This is a genomic window from Klebsiella sp. R445 (genome assembly GCF_051131755.1).
Lineage (GTDB): Bacteria > Pseudomonadota > Gammaproteobacteria > Enterobacterales > Enterobacteriaceae > Klebsiella > Klebsiella lignicola.
Genome location: NZ_CP180446.1, coordinates 2518570 through 2536413, shown reverse-complemented (window position 1 = coordinate 2536413; position 17844 = coordinate 2518570). Strand labels below are relative to the sequence as shown.

General features: G+C 56.6%; 22 protein-coding genes. 9 read left to right on the top strand and 13 right to left on the bottom strand.

From position 1 onward, the window contains the following. Positions 1–2: 2 nt before the first annotated feature. From ACMYSN_RS11850 to ACMYSN_RS11810, 9 genes are all read right to left on the bottom strand, one after another. Positions 3–1169, bottom strand: a complete 1167-nt coding sequence (locus ACMYSN_RS11850) for a 1-propanol dehydrogenase PduQ (RefSeq protein WP_462498100.1) — start codon at positions 1167–1169, stop codon at positions 3–5. Between the two features lie 14 nt (positions 1170–1183). Then, positions 1184–1441, bottom strand: coding sequence for a EutN/CcmL family microcompartment protein (locus ACMYSN_RS11845; RefSeq protein WP_123757683.1), 258 nt, complete (start codon positions 1439–1441; stop codon positions 1184–1186). A 26-nt stretch (positions 1442–1467) separates the two neighbouring features. Then, positions 1468–3063 carry an aldehyde dehydrogenase family protein gene (locus ACMYSN_RS11840; RefSeq protein WP_462498099.1) on the bottom strand — a complete coding sequence of 532 codons (1596 nt, stop codon included), beginning with the start codon at positions 3061–3063 and terminating at the stop codon, positions 1468–1470. 53 nt (positions 3064–3116) lie between these two features. Next, entirely contained in the window at positions 3117–3395 is a 279-nt protein-coding gene (locus ACMYSN_RS11835; protein WP_015585230.1) for a BMC domain-containing protein, read from the bottom strand. A 14-nt stretch (positions 3396–3409) separates the two neighbouring features. Beyond that, positions 3410–3694 carry a BMC domain-containing protein gene (locus tag ACMYSN_RS11830; protein ID WP_041143877.1) on the bottom strand — a complete coding sequence of 95 codons (285 nt, stop codon included), beginning with the start codon at positions 3692–3694 and terminating at the stop codon, positions 3410–3412. Between the two features lie 16 nt (positions 3695–3710). Beyond that, positions 3711–3989, bottom strand: coding sequence for a BMC domain-containing protein (locus ACMYSN_RS11825; protein ID WP_010634659.1), 279 nt, complete (start codon positions 3987–3989; stop codon positions 3711–3713). 405 nt (positions 3990–4394) lie between these two features. Beyond that, entirely contained in the window at positions 4395–4913 is a 519-nt protein-coding gene (locus ACMYSN_RS11820) for a FidL-like protein (protein WP_462498098.1), read from the bottom strand. Further along, positions 4910–5746 carry a winged helix-turn-helix domain-containing protein gene (locus ACMYSN_RS11815; RefSeq protein WP_462498097.1) on the bottom strand — a complete coding sequence of 279 codons (837 nt, stop codon included), beginning with the start codon at positions 5744–5746 and terminating at the stop codon, positions 4910–4912. The genes ACMYSN_RS11820 and ACMYSN_RS11815 overlap by 4 nt, the downstream gene beginning before the upstream one ends. A 63-nt stretch (positions 5747–5809) precedes the next feature. Continuing rightward, complete coding sequence (locus ACMYSN_RS11810) at positions 5810–6394, bottom strand: TetR/AcrR family transcriptional regulator (protein ID WP_123757679.1); 585 nt, start codon at positions 6392–6394, stop codon at positions 5810–5812. A gap of 244 nt (positions 6395–6638) precedes the next feature. Between ACMYSN_RS11810 and ACMYSN_RS11805 the strand changes: the two genes are divergently transcribed. The 3 genes from ACMYSN_RS11805 (at position 6639) to ACMYSN_RS11795 (ending at position 7828) form a co-directional block, all read left to right on the top strand. Continuing rightward, positions 6639–7058 carry a fosfomycin resistance glutathione transferase gene (locus tag ACMYSN_RS11805; protein ID WP_462498096.1) on the top strand — a complete coding sequence of 140 codons (420 nt, stop codon included), beginning with the start codon at positions 6639–6641 and terminating at the stop codon, positions 7056–7058. Positions 7059–7251: 193 nt separating this feature from the next. Next, on the top strand, positions 7252–7539 hold the full coding sequence (locus ACMYSN_RS11800; RefSeq protein ID WP_462498095.1) for a BrnT family toxin: 288 nt from the start codon (positions 7252–7254) through the stop codon (positions 7537–7539). Then, positions 7526–7828 carry a BrnA antitoxin family protein gene (locus tag ACMYSN_RS11795; protein WP_462498094.1) on the top strand — a complete coding sequence of 101 codons (303 nt, stop codon included), beginning with the start codon at positions 7526–7528 and terminating at the stop codon, positions 7826–7828. Before ACMYSN_RS11800 ends, ACMYSN_RS11795 begins: the two co-directional genes overlap by 14 nt. Before the next feature lie 170 nt (positions 7829–7998). Here the strand turns inward: ACMYSN_RS11795 and ACMYSN_RS11790 are convergent, their stop codons facing one another. Further along, positions 7999–9423 carry an aminotransferase-like domain-containing protein gene (locus tag ACMYSN_RS11790; protein WP_462498093.1) on the bottom strand — a complete coding sequence of 475 codons (1425 nt, stop codon included), beginning with the start codon at positions 9421–9423 and terminating at the stop codon, positions 7999–8001. Between the two features lie 177 nt (positions 9424–9600). Between ACMYSN_RS11790 and ACMYSN_RS11785 the strand changes: the two genes are divergently transcribed. From ACMYSN_RS11785 to ACMYSN_RS11770, 4 genes are all read left to right on the top strand, one after another. Next, on the top strand, positions 9601–9765 hold the full coding sequence (locus ACMYSN_RS11785) for a YjiS-like domain-containing protein (RefSeq protein WP_462498092.1): 165 nt from the start codon (positions 9601–9603) through the stop codon (positions 9763–9765). Between the two features lie 169 nt (positions 9766–9934). After that, positions 9935–10399 (top strand): MarR family winged helix-turn-helix transcriptional regulator, encoded by a 465-nt coding sequence (locus ACMYSN_RS11780; protein ID WP_123757673.1) that lies wholly within the window; start codon positions 9935–9937, stop codon positions 10397–10399. A 6-nt stretch (positions 10400–10405) separates the two neighbouring features. Next, positions 10406–11473 (top strand): HlyD family secretion protein, encoded by a 1068-nt coding sequence (locus ACMYSN_RS11775; RefSeq protein WP_462498091.1) that lies wholly within the window; start codon positions 10406–10408, stop codon positions 11471–11473. After that, a complete protein-coding gene (locus tag ACMYSN_RS11770) occupies positions 11463–12527 on the top strand; it encodes a DUF2955 domain-containing protein (protein WP_462498090.1) in 1065 nt (354 codons plus the stop codon). Before ACMYSN_RS11775 ends, ACMYSN_RS11770 begins: the two co-directional genes overlap by 11 nt. Before the next feature lie 87 nt (positions 12528–12614). Here the strand turns inward: ACMYSN_RS11770 and ACMYSN_RS11765 are convergent, their stop codons facing one another. Both ACMYSN_RS11765 and ACMYSN_RS11760 read right to left on the bottom strand, forming a co-directional pair. Beyond that, a complete protein-coding gene (locus ACMYSN_RS11765) occupies positions 12615–12854 on the bottom strand; it encodes a DUF2164 domain-containing protein (protein ID WP_462498089.1) in 240 nt (79 codons plus the stop codon). Positions 12855–12914: 60 nt separating this feature from the next. Then, on the bottom strand, positions 12915–13841 hold the full coding sequence (locus ACMYSN_RS11760; protein WP_462498088.1) for a LysR family transcriptional regulator: 927 nt from the start codon (positions 13839–13841) through the stop codon (positions 12915–12917). 222 nt (positions 13842–14063) lie between these two features. Here ACMYSN_RS11760 and ACMYSN_RS11755 point away from each other — a divergent pair, with 222 nt between their 5' ends. Both ACMYSN_RS11755 and metC read left to right on the top strand, forming a co-directional pair. Next, on the top strand, positions 14064–15296 hold the full coding sequence (locus ACMYSN_RS11755; protein WP_462498087.1) for a dicarboxylate/amino acid:cation symporter: 1233 nt from the start codon (positions 14064–14066) through the stop codon (positions 15294–15296). Positions 15297–15333: 37 nt separating this feature from the next. Further along, positions 15334–16524: a PLP-dependent aminotransferase family protein gene (metC, locus tag ACMYSN_RS11750; protein ID WP_462498086.1), complete on the top strand. Its 1191-nt coding sequence runs from the start codon at positions 15334–15336 to the stop codon at positions 16522–16524. 43 nt (positions 16525–16567) lie between these two features. Here the strand turns inward: metC and ACMYSN_RS11745 are convergent, their stop codons facing one another. Next, a complete protein-coding gene (locus tag ACMYSN_RS11745) occupies positions 16568–17839 on the bottom strand; it encodes a DUF445 domain-containing protein (RefSeq protein ID WP_462498085.1) in 1272 nt (423 codons plus the stop codon). Positions 17840–17844 lie beyond the last annotated feature (5 nt).

Below are 17844 nucleotides of genomic sequence, written 5' to 3'. Positions count from 1 at the left end.
TATCAGTCGCCCTGAACGGCGACGCCGCTCTGGTGCCCGGTCCAGGCCCGGCGATAAATCCCGGTTAACGCATAGGCGTCCGGCGTACGTGGGTTGGTCGGCGTACAGCTGTCGCGCAGCGCCTGGCCAACCATCTCTGCCAGTCGTTGTTCAAATTCGGCAGCATCAACGCGGGTCTCCCCGATGCCGGTCGGCATGGTCATTTCATCTTTGAGCGCCTGAATCGCCACCAGCAGGCTGGCGACGCCCTGACGCGTGGTGGCCGCAGGCAGGTCCAGCAGGTGGGCCAGTCGGGCATATTTGTGGGCGGCGTCGGTGTCGCACTGCCCTTGATAATCCGCGTTCCATGCCACCACTTCCGCCATTAACAGGGCGTTAGCGCGGCCGTGAGGAACATGGAAGATGCCGCCAAGCGCATGGGCCAGACTGTGGGTGATACCCAGCGACGCGTTGGTAAACGCCATCCCCGCCATGCAGGAGGCGTTGTGCATCTTTTCGCGGGCCAGTAGGTTGTCGCCGCTCCGCCAGCAGGTGGGCAGATAGCGGAACACCTGCTGCACCACTTTCTCAGCCAGCGCATCGGAAAAGTCGCTGGCGGCGCGGGAAACATAGGCTTCCAGCGCGTGGCACAGCACGTCCATTCCGGTATCGGCGGTGATGGCGGGCGGTACGGAGGCAACCAGCGACGGGTCGAGCAGGGCGATATCCGGCAGCAGCGTCGGGTCCACCAGCACCAGTTTTTCGTTGTGGGCTTTCACCACCGAAAACGCCGTGACTTCAGAACCAGTACCGCTGGTGGTCGGGATCGCCACGAAGCAGGGGCGCTGGCGTTCGGCCTGCGGGCGGGTCTGCGCCAGGGCGAAAATAACCGCTTTGGCCGCATCAATCACCGATCCGCCGCCCAGCGCCACCACCAGGTCCGGATAGCAAGCATCCATCAGCTTCATACCACGTACGATGGTGGCAATATCCGGGTCGGCAACCACGTCGTCCCAGACCTGGAAGGCGATACCGCGCTGGCGCAGGATCTGCGTGACGCGATCGGCGAGGCCAAACGTGATCATCGCCTGGTCGGTGACCAGCAGAACGTGGCGGGCGGGCAGTTCGTTCAGGACCGACAGGGCGTCCTGACCAAAGCAGATCCGGGGTTTCAGCAAAAATTCACTCATTGGGTTATTCACTCCTAAGCGTCCCGAAACACGTTCTCGACAATGGCAACCACCGACATGGCTTTGTAGTGCGCCTGGTTGAGCGCGAAATACGCTTCTGCCAGGACGATGTCGTGCATGCCGGCGCCGACGCTATCGACGGCGACCCAGGTCTGGTCCTTCATTGGCTGCTGGTTATCGTCTAATTTGACGATCAGCAGCAGGTTGCTACCGCGTAGCTCAGCGCATTTCTGCGTGGCGACGACATGGCCGACTACCTTTGCGAGAATCATCGTTTTTATCGCCTTATATCAGTGTGTTACTTGCCAAGGCGTTCCAGCACCTGGCGGATGACGCGCTCTACGTTTTGCTCGTTAATCTCGCTTTGTGCCCCGGCGGTTGCGGGAACGGCAAAGCGGTCATCGGCCTGGGCATCGTGGGCCACCGCCGCCGGTGCGCGGAAACGTTGGTCGTCGACGATGCTGTGGTGCGGGTTATTGCTCGGGGTGATGATGGCTGGCTGTGGTTCCGGGCGGCTGCCTGGGGCGCGCAGTTCATCGATGGATCGCACGCCGTAGCCCACTTTGCGGATGTTAATCAGGTTCATCGGCCCGACGTTATCGGAGCTGGAACCGCCGCCGACCGCGCCGCAGCCGAGGGTCAGCGCCGGGGTGATATTGGTGGTCGCCCCGATGCCGCCCAGCGCCGCCGGGGTGTTGATCAAAATGCGGTTCACCGGTTTTTCGAGGCAGAACTGGCGGATCACATCCTGGTTGCGGGTATGGATAACCAGCGTATGGCCGAGGCCTTCGTTGGTCAGCAGCTCCATCACACGGTGGCAGGCTGCTTTCCAGTCCTCTTCGACATACAGGCCGAGTACCGGGCACAGCTTTTCGCGGGAGTAGGGGTTTTTGTGGCAGACGGTGGTCTGCTCGGCGATCAGCACTTTGGTGCTGGCGGGGACGCTGAAGCCGGCAAGCTGGCTGAGATAGAGGGCGGTTTTGCCGACCACTTTCGGGTTAATGGTTCCGTTCGGACGCAGCAGCAGCGCCGCCATTTTGGCCGCTTCAGCTTCATTCATGAAGTACGTGCCCTGGGCTTCCAGCTCGCGATGTACTTCATCGTAAATGCAGCGTTCGACGATGATCGACTGCTCAGAGGCGCAGATCACCCCATTATCGAAGGTTTTACTGGTGATAATATCTTTCACCGCATGGTGAATATCGGCGCTACGTTCGATAAAGGCCGGGCCGTTCCCCGGGCCGCCGCTGATGGTCGGCGTGCCGGAAGCGTAGGCTGCCCGCACCATGCCTTCACCGCCGGTGGCGAGGATCAGTGAAACCTCTTTGCTGTGCATCAGTTCAGAGGTGGCATCCAGCGTCAGTTCGGTAATGCCGCTGACGCAGCCGGCCGGTGCACCTGCCGCTTCAGCGGCGCGGGCGACGATCTCAATCGCTTTCCAGCTGCACTGGCGTGCCCCAGGATGCGGGGAGAAGATAATCGCGTTACCGGCTTTCAGGGCGATCAGCGTTTTATAGATCACGGTAGAGGTCGGGTTGGTCGACGGGACCAGCGCACAAATCACTCCCAGCGGCACGCCCACGTCCATCACTTTTTTAAGCTGATCGTCATGAATGATGCCGACGGTCTTCATATCTTTGATGGCGTCGTAGACGCGCAGCGAAGCGAAACGGTTCTTCAGCACTTTGTCCTGCCAGTTGCCAAACCCGGTTTCTTCCGCGGCCATTTTCGCCAGCGTTTCGGCGTGGTGCGCTGCTTCCTGGGCCACGTTTTTCACGATGGCGTCGATTTGTTGCTGCGAAAAGGTGGCCAGAATCGCCTGAGCCTTTTTGGCGCTGCGCACCAGTTCCCGCGCGTTCTGGCGGGACTGCAAATCGTTATCCAGTTCAATCATGAGTCTATCCTTCATCAGACGAAAAGAGTGGGGACGGGGCGCGCCCTGTCAGGTCATGCCTTGTGCTGCGACGCGATTTTTTCGATATCGTTATGCGGGCGGGCAATGACGCGAGAGGTGACCACTTCGCCGATGCGTTTGGCCGCTTCCACGCCGGAGTCAACGGCGGCGTTAACGGCACCGACATCGCCTTTCACCATTGCGGTGACCAGACCGGAGCCGACGTTTTCATAGCCAATCAGCTCGACGTTGGCGGCTTTGCACATCGCATCTGCTGCTTCAATGCAGGCCACCAGACCTTTGGTTTCAATGAGACCAAGTGCTTCTTTCATCATGTTGTCTCCCGTTATTCCGCGACTTTGTAATGCGCGACGATTTTGTTGATGTCGTTATGTGGACGGGCGATAACCAGTGAGGTCACCACTTCCCCGATGCGCTGTGCGGACTCCACGCCGGAATCCACCGCCGCCTTGACCGCGCCGACATCGCCTTTCACCATCGCGGTGACCAGCCCGGAGCCGACGTTTTCATAGCCAATCAGCTCGACGTTGGCGGCTTTGCACATCGCATCTGCCGCTTCAATGCAGGCCACCAGACCTTTGGTTTCAATCAGACCTAATGCATCACCCATTTGCGTTCTCCCGGCCTTAAGCCTTGTGTTTAATGACGATTTTGTTGATGTCGTTATGCGGACGGGCGATAACCAGCGACGTCACTACTTCGCCGATGCGCTGCGCCGATTCCACGCCGGAATCGACCGCGGCTTTGACGGCGCCGACGTCGCCCTTCACCATGACGGTGACCAACCCGGAGCCGATGTTTTCATAGCTAATCAACTCGACGTTGGCGGACTTGCACATTGCATCCGCCGCTTCAATGCAGGCCACCAGGCCTTTGGTTTCAATAAGCCCCAATGCATCACCCATGGTGATCTCCTCCAGAACAGGTTTTGTGATTCGGGAAAACCGTCCGCGTAACGGCGTCAACACGCGGTAGCGGCGTTCGAAAGTCACTATAGGGCGTTGGGAGATAAGTGAAATTTAAATTCACCAGACGTCTGTTTTTAGTTTTTTGTTCTGCTATTTAGCGTTTGTTAACGCTGTATTTATCTGTTTGTGCTGATTTGTCGTGAGGGATTTGGCGCTGGATATGGCGGTTTTTGCTTCACAGAAGCGGGCGATGGGGAATGTTAACGGGATGCTAATTTATTGCGGAGTAGGGGTAATTTAACCCTCTTTAAAGTGTGTCTATGATCGTGTTTTTTCGCGGAGGCTGAAAGCAAAAAGTGCGCTTTTCGGACGCGGGGCGGCGAGCAATATTGCGTAGCGGGATTAATCGAGTTGGCTGCCGGATTTCAGGGTGCAGACAAACAGTGGCGAATTGATGGAGCTGAGCAGGATCGCTTTCTCGTTAAGCTTCTGGGCATTGAGAAACAGGCCGTCATGGCTGTCTGACATCTCACGCATAAAGTAGGCAAAGATAACATCCGGGGACTCGTCGATGGATGAGGCGCTGGATTCCCACTTGCTGATGCGGTAGTGGCGCTCGGTGGGGGAGATGCGTTGGCTGCTGTAGTTAAATTTGACGTAGCGTTGCAGATAGAGCCAGCCGGCGGCGGAGTCGGTATAACCCTCCACCACCATTGAGCCTTTCCCACCGGCGGCAAAATTGAAATGAATATTGCCGTTAACGTTCTCTTTATCCATGTTCTCGAAGCGCATGATGGCTTTGGTCGAGCAGCTCATCACGCCCTCTTTTTTTACGGGCAGCAGTTTCCAGGTGCTGACGCCGGCGGCGGCGATAAACACCAGGGCGGAGAAGGCGAAGAAGGAGCGTGGAGCGAATTTCATTGCGGCTTCCAGGAGTAGTAGAAATAGTTATCGCAATAGCTGAACGGGTTGTCTTCATGCATGGCGCAGTGGGCGAGGAACACCCGGCCGAGGCCGTTGGTTTCCAGCCTGTCGCCGTAGAAAAAGACAAAGCGTTCGCCGGGCTTGCACTCCAGCTTCAGCCGTTGACGCACCTCATCAAAATTGGCGCCGTAGGCAGTGCCCGACACGGAGCGCAGCATTTCGTCACTGGCCAGCAGTTCGCACTGGCTATGGCGCATCTGGGTCAGGGTAATCGGCCGGGGCGGCGAATGGCCGACGAAAGCGCTCATCACCAGCAGCAGGGCGATGACCAGCAGGCAGACGCCGGCGAGGTACCAGCAGGTGCCCCGGCGATGGCCTGACGGGGGCGTTTTTTGTGTTTTTGCCAGCGGTGCGCCGGGCTGTCGGGGCGGTTGCGCATCTGGTGCGAGACTCACCTCCGCAGCGACGATGGCCGTTGCTGGTGGTATCGCCGGCGCGGCGTCCATGACGTCGATGGTGAGCTCGGGATTTAGCTGCAACATGCCGCGCGACACGGTGACGATGATGTTATCGATATCGTAGTGGCGGAAGGTTTTACGCAGCATGCTCAGATACTGGTTGAGGTTGCTGTTGGATGAGGTTAACCCGTTGTCATCCCATACTTTTTTTAAGACCTCATTGCGGCTGACAACGCCGGTGTGGCACAGAAAATAGTACAGCAGCGCGCTGGCGGTGATGGACAACTGGCTGTCTGGTTCATTGCTCCCCGGGAGGGTGAGGGTGCCGTCCGTTGCATCATAAATCAGACTGGCATTGATGTTGTAGCGCATCGCGGCCTCGATCTCAGCGCCTGTCTCATCAGGCTATGTTGTTATCAGTCTGGCGCAACAGACTCACGCCGGCAGCGTCATCCTCGTCAGATCGCTCACTAGCGACTGGCGATGATCGGCGTTCATGGTCGGTCCCTCCGTCAGCTCTGACAGCCAGATGCCGTCTGCTGCATAGCGCACCAGGGTACCGGTGTGGCTGTTATCCAGCGCATCGCCCTGTGCCAGATGGGCCAGCATCCAGTCACGCCAGCATTTTCGTAGTACCGGTTCATCCGGCATCGCCAGCGACAGCACCATCAGCTGACGGCTTTCGTGGGTTCCGGTCAGCTCGGGGGCGGACAAATAGTGCAGATAAGCGCGTGTAAAGCGGCCATAAGAGAGATTATCTGCCGCCATCAGTTCTGAAATAGCCTCTTCCATAATGGCCAGCAGGCGGGCGAACAGGGCAAAGATCAGCGCCTGCTTGTTGGGGAAGTGATGCAGCAACCCGCCTTTACTGACGCCGGCCTCACGCGCGACGGCGTTCAGCGAGAGCGATGCGATGCCATCCCTGCCGGCAATCATTGCCGCCGATTCCAGCAGTTGCTGATGCAGACGCGCGGGATCTTTTTTCCGATGCTGAGTTTCCGTATTCATGGGCGGAATCATACCGACCAGACGGTATGATTATTCTTGATAGCGATCAAGATGAGGGCCAGCGTGATGACGTGGATTGTCGTTATTGCGTGGAGGCTCACAAATCGTCATATAAATCACGGTGATATCTGCGGCGTTATTAATATCTGTTTATTTTGCTGCCATATTTCCGCTTTATGCTGGTGGAGAGGAATGGATTAGACAGGTTGATGCGCTGGCTGCGCTAGCAGATTGTGAGGTCATTAGAGGATAAGTCATGTTAAGCGGATTAAATCATCTGACCCTGGCGGTCAGCGAACTGGCGTCGAGCATCGTGTTTTATCAGCAGCTGTTAGGGATGGAGCTGCACGCCCGTTGGGACAACGGCGCCTATCTCTCCTGCGGCGATCTATGGCTGTGTCTGTCGCTGGACCCGCAGCGGCGTGTGACCCCGCCGGAAAAGAGCGACTACACCCACTACGCGTTTAGCGTCGCCGAAGCCGATTTCGCCGGGTTTGCCGCGCGACTGGAGGTAGCGGGCGTGGCGGTGTGGAAGGTAAACCGCAGCGAAGGAGCATCGCACTACTTCCTCGACCCCGATGGTCACAAGCTGGAGCTGCACGTCGGCAGCCTTGCCCAGCGCCTGGCAGCGTGTCGCGAGCAGCCCTATAAAGGCATGGTGTTTTTTGACGAGTGAAGGGAAGCATGTCGTGGGCAGAACCGGTCAGCGCCACTCCCCGGAGGCGGCGCTTCGCGCCTTGTCCGGGCTACCAACGGCGGGGCATCTTTACACTTTCCATGATGTAAATGTGAGGTTATTTCCAACACGAACAGTATAATCGCCAGATAATTGTATATACTTTTTCGTATATACAACCAGGACGGATGTTATGCCTTTAGAGTTTGAATGGGATGCAAACAAGGCAACGAGCAATCTAAGAAAACATGGGATCCGGTTTGAGGAAGCGATGTTGGTTTTTGACGATCCGCGCCATCTCACCCGCCAGGATCGTTATGAAAACGGTGAATATCGGTGGCAAACCATCGGCCTTGTTCATGGGATCATCGTTATCCTGGTTGCGCACTCGATCCGTTTTGAAAGTGGTGCCGAGGTTGTTCGAATAATCAGTGCCCGGAAGGCCGACAGCAAAGAGAGGAATCGTTATGAGCGTGGCTAAACATAAAGGCGATAATCCGGCTGTGATCACGGCCCAGCGGGAAGCTGAGCTTAACGCGCTGGCAAACAAAACGGATGATGACATTGATTACAGCGACATTCCCGCTTCAGATGATGAGCAGTGGTCAGATGCGGTACGCGGTAAATTCTATCGGCCGCTAAAAACCCAGGCCTCGGTGCGCATTGATGCCGATGTGATGGAGTGGCTTAAACGCCCGGGAAAAGGTTATCAAACGCGATTGAACGCGATTTTAAGAGAAGCGATGATTCGCGACCTTAACAAGAAATAACCTGTCCCCGGAGCTTATCCGGACTACCAACGGCGGGGCATCTGTAACCCCGGTCAGCACAACTCCCCGGAGGCGGCGCTTCGCGCCTTGTCCGGGCTACCAACTACCAACGGTGGGGTATCTGTAGCCCCGGTAAGCGCAGCGCAACCGGGGTTCAATATGCGATAGCCTTATTCTGGCTCCTGCTCCATCGCGACTTTTACCGCCATTCCCAACTGGACCATCACCTCGCGGTGCTTTTCAACCGGCGGCAGTGCGCAGTTGATTCGCAGACAGTTACGGTATTTCCCTGAGGCTGAAAACAGCGATCCCGGCGCGACCTGGATTTTCATGCGGCACAGCTGCTGGGCGACGCAGACCATATCGACGTGTTCAGGCAGCTCCACCCACAGCATATAGCCGCCTTTCGGGCGGGTGACGCAGATCCCGCAGGGGAAATACTCCCGCAGCCAGCAGGTGTAAATCTCCATGCTGCGCTGGTAGATCTGGCGCATACGCCGCACGTGGCGATGGTAGTGTCCTTCACGAATAAAGGTGGAGGCAGCCAGCTGTGTGGAGGGTACGTTGGTACCGCTGGCGGCGTATTTCATCTGCAGCAGACGATCGTAATAGCGGCCCGGCGCGATCCAGCCGATGCGTAGGCCCGGTGCGATAGTCTTGGTAAACGAGCTACAGAGGATTACCCGACCGTCGATATCCCAGGAATGGATCGTACGCGGGCGTGGATAATCGGTGGCCAGTTCGCCGTAAATATCATCCTCAAATATCACAATATCGTGGCGCTGAGCGAGGGTCAGGATCGCGCGTTTACGGGCATCCGGCATGATAAACCCCTGCGGATTATTGCAGTTAGGCACCAGGATCACCCCTTTGATCGGCCACTGCTCCAGCGCCAGTTCCAGCGCTTCGATACTGATCCCGCTGTCCGGATCGGTCGGGATCTCGATGGCTTTGATCCCCAGCCCGCGTAGCAACTGCATCGTGCCGTAATAGGTGGGCGACTCGACGGCGACGATATCACCAGGCTGACACACCGACAGCAGAGCCAGAGACAGGGCGTTGTGGCAGCCGCTGGTCATTACCAGATCGTTGGCGGTGACGACGGAACCACCGTCGAGCATCAGGCGGGCAATCTGTTCCCGCAGTTCGCGACGCCCCGCCAGTTCATCATAGTTGAGCACTTCGCTGAGATTATGCTGTATCACCCGGCTGAGTTCGCGCCAGAGTGGTTTCAGGCTGGGCTGGGTGACGTCCGGTGAGCCGCCGCCGAAGGGAATAATCGATTTGTCGTTACGCGCGTCGAGCATGGTCAGCACCTGATCCCACTGGGTGATCTCGACCGGCCGCTGCACCGGACGCGACATCGGCGGCACCGGCGGCTGGGCCTTACGCGGGGCGACAAAATAGCCGGAGCGAGGCTGCGGGGTGATCAGCCGCTGCTGTTCCAGGGTCTGGTAGGCCTGCTGGACGGTACTGATGCTGACGCCGTGCTCCTGACTCAGATTGCGCACCGAAGGCAGCTTTTCGCCGTCGCGATACAGACCTTGTTCTATACGTTCCGCCAGCAGATTGGCCAGATATTGGTAACGCGTCATGCTGTATCCCTTGTTGTCGCCATACAGATAAATAAACCAGTACAGATGGGTGGAGAAAACGCCACGCAGATACCGTTTTAGCCAATCTGTATGTTAAAGAAAAGTGTTTTTTGCATCTGTATTGTCGGGCCTCGGATCCGTGAAGATAAAGCCTCTGGCAAGGTGAGGAGGTGCAGTATGGAATTTCATGAGAATCGGGCAAGACAGCCGTTTATCGGCTTCATTTTGATGGGGCGGATGATAAAAAAATGGTGGATCAGGCAGAGAACGAGGCGGCTTTTGCAGCGAATGAGCGACGAACAGCTGAAGGACGTAGGATTGCGACGGGATCAGGTCAATTAAAAAATGCGGTCTGGTTGTCCCCCCGGTAGGCGCAGCGCCACCGGGGGATTCCCCGATGGTGGTGCGGATGTATTCACAATATTTATCAATTGATGCTGTCATGTCGGCTGTTTCTTGATACTTACCCTGATAAGTATTATTTTCTTCTCAGCTTACTGAGGAAAGAAACATGACCGAAGACGAACTGTTCGCCCGCCGCCCGATGGGGATGCGGATGGCGATGGTAGTACGCCAGTGGCGCGCGACCATCGACGCTGCCATCACCGATACCGGCCTGACTCAGTCAAGCTGGACGGTACTGATGCAGCTGCATCAACTGGGGTGCAACGTTTCGGTCAGCGAACTGGCGGAAGTGCAGGGCATTGAACTGCCACCGCTGATGCGCACCCTCACGCAGCTTGAAAACCAGGGCTACCTGGTGCGTTCAACCTCTCCCTATGACAAACGCATACGTCTGCTGACGCTCACGGCGGAAGGTCGCTCGACGCTGGAAACGCTGAACCGCGTGATTGAGGTTTACCAGGCCCGCGTCACCCGCACCATTCCCGAGGCTGACCTCGAGACTTTCAGTGCCACATTAAATCAAATCGCCTGCAATTTGCGGACAATCCGCGAAGAAGATAACAAGATCTAACACACTATGATGACGCCAGAACAAAAGTTTGCCCGCTGGGTAAGGGTGAGTATTGCCGCTTTCCTTGTCATATTCGCCTGGTTTATTGTTGCCGATATCTGGATCCCGCTGACGCCGGATTCAATCGTGATGCGGGTGGTGACGCCGGTATCGCCCCGGGTCTCCGGCTACGTATCCCAGGTCTATGTCCACAACAATAGCCAGGTGAAAAAAGGCGATCTGCTCTATGAGCTGGATCCCACGCCGTTTATCAACAAAGTCCAGGCCGCGCAGATCGCCTTTGAACAGGCGAAGCTGAGCAACCAGCAGCTGGATGCGCAAATTGCCGCCGCGCGTGCCAACCTGCGCACGGCGCAATACACTGCCCGAAACGACAAAGTGACCCTTGACCGCTATCAGCGCCTGAGCACCATGCAAAACGTCTCGCAATCGGATCTGGATAAGGTGCGCACCACCTGGCAGACCAGCGAGCAATCGGTCAGCGCGCTGAATGCCAGCATTCAGAACCTGCTGATCCAGCGCGGAGAGCGCGACGATAGCCGTAACGTGACGCTGCAAAAATACCGCAACGCGCTGGAAGAGGCGCAGCTCAACCTGGGTTGGAGTAAAGTCCATGCGGAAACGGACGGGATGGTGAGCAACCTGCAGCTCAATCCGGGCCTGTATGCCACGGCCGCCACGCCGCTGCTGGCGTTGGTCAGCAACCATACCGATATCGTCGCCGATTTCCGCGAGAAAAGCCTGCGCCATACCGCCGTGGATACCGATGCCGCCGTGGTCTTTGATGCCCTGCCGGGCAAGGTGTTTCCGGCACACGTCACCAGCAGCGACGCCGGGATTTTAGCCGGTCAGGAAGAGGTCAACGGCCAGCTCTCGCAGCCGGAGCAATCCACGCGCTGGGTGCGTGATGCCCAGCGTATGCGTATTCATGTGGCCCTCAATGAGCCGCTGGAGAAAGCGCTGCCGACCGGTGCGCGAGCCACGGTACAGCTCTACAACAGCGACGGGCCGTTCGCCCGCACTTTTGCTGGCGTACAGATCCATCTGGTGAGCCTGCTGCATTATGTCTATTAATACGCTGGCGCGCGTCTTCACCCCGCACGGCAATATCGTCTACACGGCGAATGATTTCCGCCAGACGCTGCGTATCGCCTTTGCCGGGATGATATCGCTGAGCATTTCGACCTTCTACGACGTGCAGTACGGCGTTTTCTTCGTGGTCTACCCGCTGATGCTGCTGTCGCTGGTGCCGGTATTCAACCGGCACGTTGCCAGGCAGTTTATCTTCAGTGCGGCGGTGAACTGCGTTGAAATGGTACTGATCGTCGGCTATTTGTCACAATGGCCGATTGTTATGACGCTGGTGGTTTTTGGCCTCTACGTGATGCGTTTTCGCTTTATGAGCCAGGGGCCGCTGTTCCTGCTGGGGTCGATGGGCGTGGTCTGTCAGAGCACCATGCTCAACTTTATGAGCTACACCAGCAGCAACTGGCACACGCTGCTGTTCTCGAATATGGAAGCCTGTGTGATGGCGGTGGCGCTCAGCGCCTTAATGAATTACCTGATCCCCGACGTCGAACCGCGTAAGCCGCCGCCGCGGATCGAGAAAGATGCTGCCCGCGTGCGCCACGAATCACTCCTCTCCGGCACCGTTGCGACGCTGATTTTTGTGGTCTTCCAGATGTGCGATCTCAGTGATTCACTCTCGGCGCTAATGGCCGGGATCCTGATTTTATTCCCGATGCACTATCGCGGCGCGGTGATCAGTTCGGTGTGGCGTGTGGTGGGGGTGGTGCTCTCCTGCCTTTACATCCTGGTAGTGCAGTTGCTTATCTACGATTTCAGCAACCATATGATATTGATGATGCCGCTGATTGGCCTGGGCCTGGCCTTTAGCGCCCGCCTGCACGTGATGGAAAAGGTCGGCGCCGGGGTGGGCTTCGCCAGTATCACCACCATCGGGATTATGTTCGGCCAGAACCTGCACCCGGACCAGGATCTGATCTTCAGCGATCTCTACCGCATCACTTCGGTGACGACATCGCTGATCGTGACCCTGACGCTGGTCTTTCTGGTCCACCGCATCCTCAACTGCTTTGCCCCGACGCGCTTTATCTTCAGCGAATAGCTTCAGGCCGGCCAGGTCGATACACAGCGCTATTCGTCGTTATCGTTGCCGCCTATGGCGCTGGCCGATGCAGGCGGCGCCCTGGCGCTAATAGACTTTTTTCAAATCCATCTCTTCCTGAATGCGTTCGCTGTAGGCGACATGGGTGCGAATCGCCTCTTCAATGCCGGCGTTAAAGAACATCGGCCCCAGCTCTTTCGCGATAAAATCGACAAAGAATTCGGCGTCAAACTGCTCCAGTTCAAGGTCAAAATTCTTTTCGCAGTAGGCGCATAGCTTTTCGCGTAACAGGTCGCGTTCGGCGGAGGTCAGGTTGATGTCAGCCATTTTTAGCTCCTTAAAAGGGGTCTGAAGTCACCACAAAATACGGATCGCAGGAGGCTGGCGCTAGTGCGGGATCCAACTGTCCCATGCCGGCACCGGGCCTAGTTCTGCCACCAGAAAATCGATAAACGATCGTACCTTAGGATTGCTGTATTTGCTGGGGAAATAGAGCGCATACAGCGTATGCGTTTCGCAGGTGATGGTGCCATCGAGGATCAGCGGCGTGACCTCTTCTTTCTGAATATGATCGCCGATCAAATAGGTAGGAAGGTAGCCCACGCCCTGATCTTCCAGGACCGATTTTAAGAGCACCAGGCTGCTGTTGGCCTGGATCGGCATGTGCAGCTTCAGCTGATGTAGACGATCCTGCTCATCGGCCACCTTCAGGACTGGCGTCAGACCGGGGTACACCAGGCAGTCATGATTCACCAGATCGCTGCGTCGTACGGGCATGCCTTTCTTCGCAAGGTAGCCTGGCGATGCGCAGTAGGCCCAGCGGATAGGGACCAGTTTGCGCATGGCGTAGTTTTGCGGCGGGGCGGTGGAAATACGTAAGGCGATGTCAAAATCGGTGTCATTGAGATTGACGAAATTATCATTCAAATCGATATAGAGATTCACATCGGGATATTGCTGACGATATTTATCCACCAGGTTGACCAACCGGGAGTAACCAAAGGCAATAGAACAGGTAATGCGTAATTCACCCTGCGGACTGTGATAATAGCCGGAGGTGGTATTTAAGGTGTCATCAAACTCTTTTAATAGCTTATTGGCGCGATTAAACAAATATTGCCCGGCATCGGTCAGGGTAATACTGCGGGTGGTGCGTTTAATTAAGGTGGTTCCCAGAGTATCTTCCATCGCGGAGAGGCTTTTGCTGACCGCCGAGGGGGAGACGTTAAGCTGTGCGGCGGCTTCTGATAATCCTCCACAGTCGACAATCTTGATAAAAAACTCCAGATGCTTTAACGAAACAGGATTGCTCATTCTTTCCTTTTACTCACAAGTGATTTGCAAAAACGGTACGAATGAGCCGTTACATTCGCGTATAAAACATGTGACTATTGAATCACAGGAAACAACTTGCTGGCAAAATGAAAAAATAACAAGTTAAGTGAGTTGTATCACAAAATAAAAGGAGGCGGCCCAGAAAGTCATTACTTTGTGAATTTCATCTCATCAATATAATTTTAATTAAAGGTACCGGTTATGTGGTCACGACTCGAACCCTACAAATCTTCTATTATTTTATTAATTGCTCTGGTGATTGGCGGCCTGACTGGTATTTACGCCCCGGGGCTAGCTGGTAAACTGCAACCGATAGGCCAGATATTCCTCAACCTGTTATTTATGATTATTGTTCCGCTGGTGGGTATCAGCGTGATGTCGTCGATTGCCAGTATGACCGACCTGAAAAGGCTGGGGCGTATTATGGCGATTATCTTTATTGTCTCAATCGCGATGGCGCTTATTCCGGCGGCAGGCATCGTCGCGCTGGCGTTATGGTACAACCCGGCGCAGGGCGTCACTATCGATCTCTCGCAATCGGTACAGGCGGGCAGCGGACAGATGGATTTTGTCAGCATGATTACCACCAGCGATTTTATCGGGCTGTTTTCGAAGTCCAATATTCTGGCGCTGATCGTGATGGCGATTATTGCCGGTGTCGCCATTGGGCAATCGGAGCAGGCAGGTAAACGCATCGCCTCGCTGCTGGAAGATGCCAATACCGTCATTATGAAGATTGTCTCGATCATTATGAAAGTCGCGCCAATCGGCCTCGGCTGCTACTTCGCCGCGACGATGGCCAGCCAGGATTCCGGGCTGTTGCTGACCTTTGCGCGGGCGATTGGCCTGTTTATGGTGGCCACGCTGGTCTATTTTATCTTCGGGTCCATTTTATATTCCTGGATCGGGGGCGGCATACCGGCGGTGAAGGCGTTCTGGCGCAATGCGGTGGAACCTTCTGCGACCGCGCTCGGAACCTGCTCCTCATTAGGGACGCTGCCCGTCACACTGCGCGCCGGTAAAGCGATGGGCATTAATCCGGAAATCGTCGATGTCTCCATTCCGCTGCTGGTGAACCTCAATAAGGGCGGCGTGGCGATGATTGCAGCGCTGAAGATCGTCTTTATCTATTCGGTGCTGGGGATGGAATTCACCACCGAAACCTTCTTCCTGACCATGCTGATTGCCGTGCTCTCCGCCATTATCGTCGGCGGAGTGCCGGGCGGGGCCTTCCTCGGGGAAATTTTTATTGTCACCACGCTGGGACTGCCGATGGAAGCGATCCCGATGCTGGTGGTGCTCGGCACCATCACCGATGCCCCGGCTACCCTGATCAACGTGATTCATGATTTGAACGCCGCGCAAATTGTGGAGCGCTTCGCCGGAAAAAAGCAGGTACACACTGAGCTGAATTCCACGGCGGCTGCCGCTTAAATTTTCCCACGGATAAAAGGATGTCACAGGAGACGTTATGAACAAGAAACTCAAACTCGACACGCAGTTAGTTATCGTCGGACGCGACAAGCGCTACACCCAGGGTGCGGTGAATCCGGTTATCCAGCGCGCCTCTTCGCTGGTCTTTGAGACGGTGAAAGACAAAAAATTTGCCACCGCCAATCGTGCCAACGGCGAGTTGTTTTACGGCCGCCGCGGGACCTACACCCATTTTGCTTTTCAGCAGGCAATGAGCGAACTGGAAGGCGGTGCGGGCTGCGCGCTCTATCCGTGTGGCGCTGCGGCGGTGACCAATGCCATTCTGGCGTTTGTACAAAGCGGCGACCATATCCTGATGACCGGCGCGGCCTATGAACCGACGCAGGATTTTTGCAATAAGATCCTCAGTAAATTCAACGTAGAAACCACCTATTACGATCCGTTGATCGGCGCTGACATTACTCGCCTGCTGCGCCCTGAGACGAAAGTGGTCTTTCTGGAGTCCCCCAGCTCGATCACCATGGAGGTACAGGATGTGCCGGGCATGGTGCAAGCGATCCGCGCGGTGAATTCGGAGATCGTTATCATGATCGATAACACCTGGGCGGCAGGCGTGCTGTTCAGGGCGTTGGATCTCGGCGTTGATATCTCTATTCAGGCAGGCACCAAATACATCGTTGGCCATTCGGATGCGATGCTGGGGACGGCGGTGTCCAACGCCCGCTGCTGGGATCGTTTACGCGAAAACTCCTACCTGATGGGTCAGACGCTGGATGCTGATACCGCCTATAACGGCAGCCGTGGGTTACGCACGTTGGCGGTGCGCCTTAAACAGCATGAAACGAGCAGCATCCAGATCGCGCGCTGGCTGTCGGCGCGACCGGAGGTGGCACGGGTGAATCACCCGGCGCTGGCCGAATGCCCCGGACACGCCTGTTTTCAACGCGACTTCACGGGCAGCTCAGGTTTGTTCTCTTTCATCCTGAAAAAACGACTGACCGACGAGCAGCTGGCGGCGTTTCTCGATAACTTTACTCTGTTCCATATGGCCTACTCCTGGGGCGGATTTGAGTCACTGATTCTGGCGAACCAGCCGGAGGAGCTGAACAGCATTCGCCCGGCTGGGGATGTTGATTTCAGCGGGACGCTGATCAGGGTACATATCGGGCTGGAAGATGTTGATGACCTGATTGCCGATCTGGATGCTGGCTTTACCCGCATCGGCTAACTGCAGGGCCCTGCCAGCGCGGCGGGGCCACCGTTTTGTTCGCTTAATGCAGGAACAGCGCCGGGATCTGCGAGAGCAACCACAGGACCAGGCCGATGCTGCCGCCGACCAGGGTGCCGTTGATGCGGATATACTGCAGGTCTTTGCCGATATTGAGTTCAATCTGCCGCGACATATCCCGTGCGTCCCAGCTCTTCACCGTATCGCTGATATGACGGGTCAGGAAGGTGGCGAACTCCGGAGCAACCCGATGGGCCGCCTGCTCAAGGTGTTCGTTCAGCGATTCGCGCAGCGCCTCATCATGGATTAACGTCTCGCCGAACCACTGCCCGGCATCGGCAATCCGCTGCTGGATCCGCGAGTCGTCACTGCTGACATCGTTTTTAATCCACGCCCGCAGGTCGGCCCATACTTCGCCGAGATAGCGGTTAAAGGTCTCATCATTTTTCAGCCAGGCCTTCATGTTCTCCGCTTTTTCCGCCATCAGCGGATCGCTTTTCAGGTTGTCGATCAGTTTCAACGTTGCCCGATCGAAGGCCTGGCGGATCTGATGGCTGCGATCCTGGGTAACCTCGTCGAGTAGCGTATTCACCGCATCGGTGACCATTTCAGCGCTGTGCTCGCCCAGCCATTCGGTGGGCAGGATTTTGGCCTTCAGCGGGTGTTCGGTCTCCAGCCAGCGGACGATCCCGCGGGCCACAAAGGCGCGCGAGCTGTCGCGCTGTAACAGTGCGATAAGCTGGGAAATCAGCGAGTCCAGCAGTTTCTGATGACGGTTATTACGGGTTAATCCCTCCAGCATCATAGCGCTGGTCTGCGTCAGATCGACCTTATCGATGGCCTTATGCACCGCCCGGCGCAGCAGGCGCTGAATGCGGGCGTCGTCGGTCAGTTCCAGAAAACCGCTCATCACCTGTAGCAGGTGGTGGCCCACCCGCCGGGCGTTTGCCGGCTGGCTGAACCAGTTGCCGAGCATCAGGGCCGGCTCGTAGCGGCGAATCAGCGCCACCAGCGATGGGGTATCAAGAAATTTCTCCTGCACGAAATAGCCGAGGTTATCGGCGATCCGGTCTTTGTTGCGGGGAATGATCGCCGTATGCCGGGAGATAAACGGCAGCGGAATTGGGCGAAACAGCGCCACCACCGCAAACCAGTCGGCCAGCGCCCCGACCATCGCCGCTTCGGAGACAGCCTTCAGCGCGCTGACCCACGGCGTCGGTGGCAGCAGCAGCGTGGTGATAAAAATGGCGACCGCAATCAGCAGTAGCGACAGCGCCAGCAGTTTGGCGCGTTTCAGTTCAGCGAGTTTTTCCATAGGCT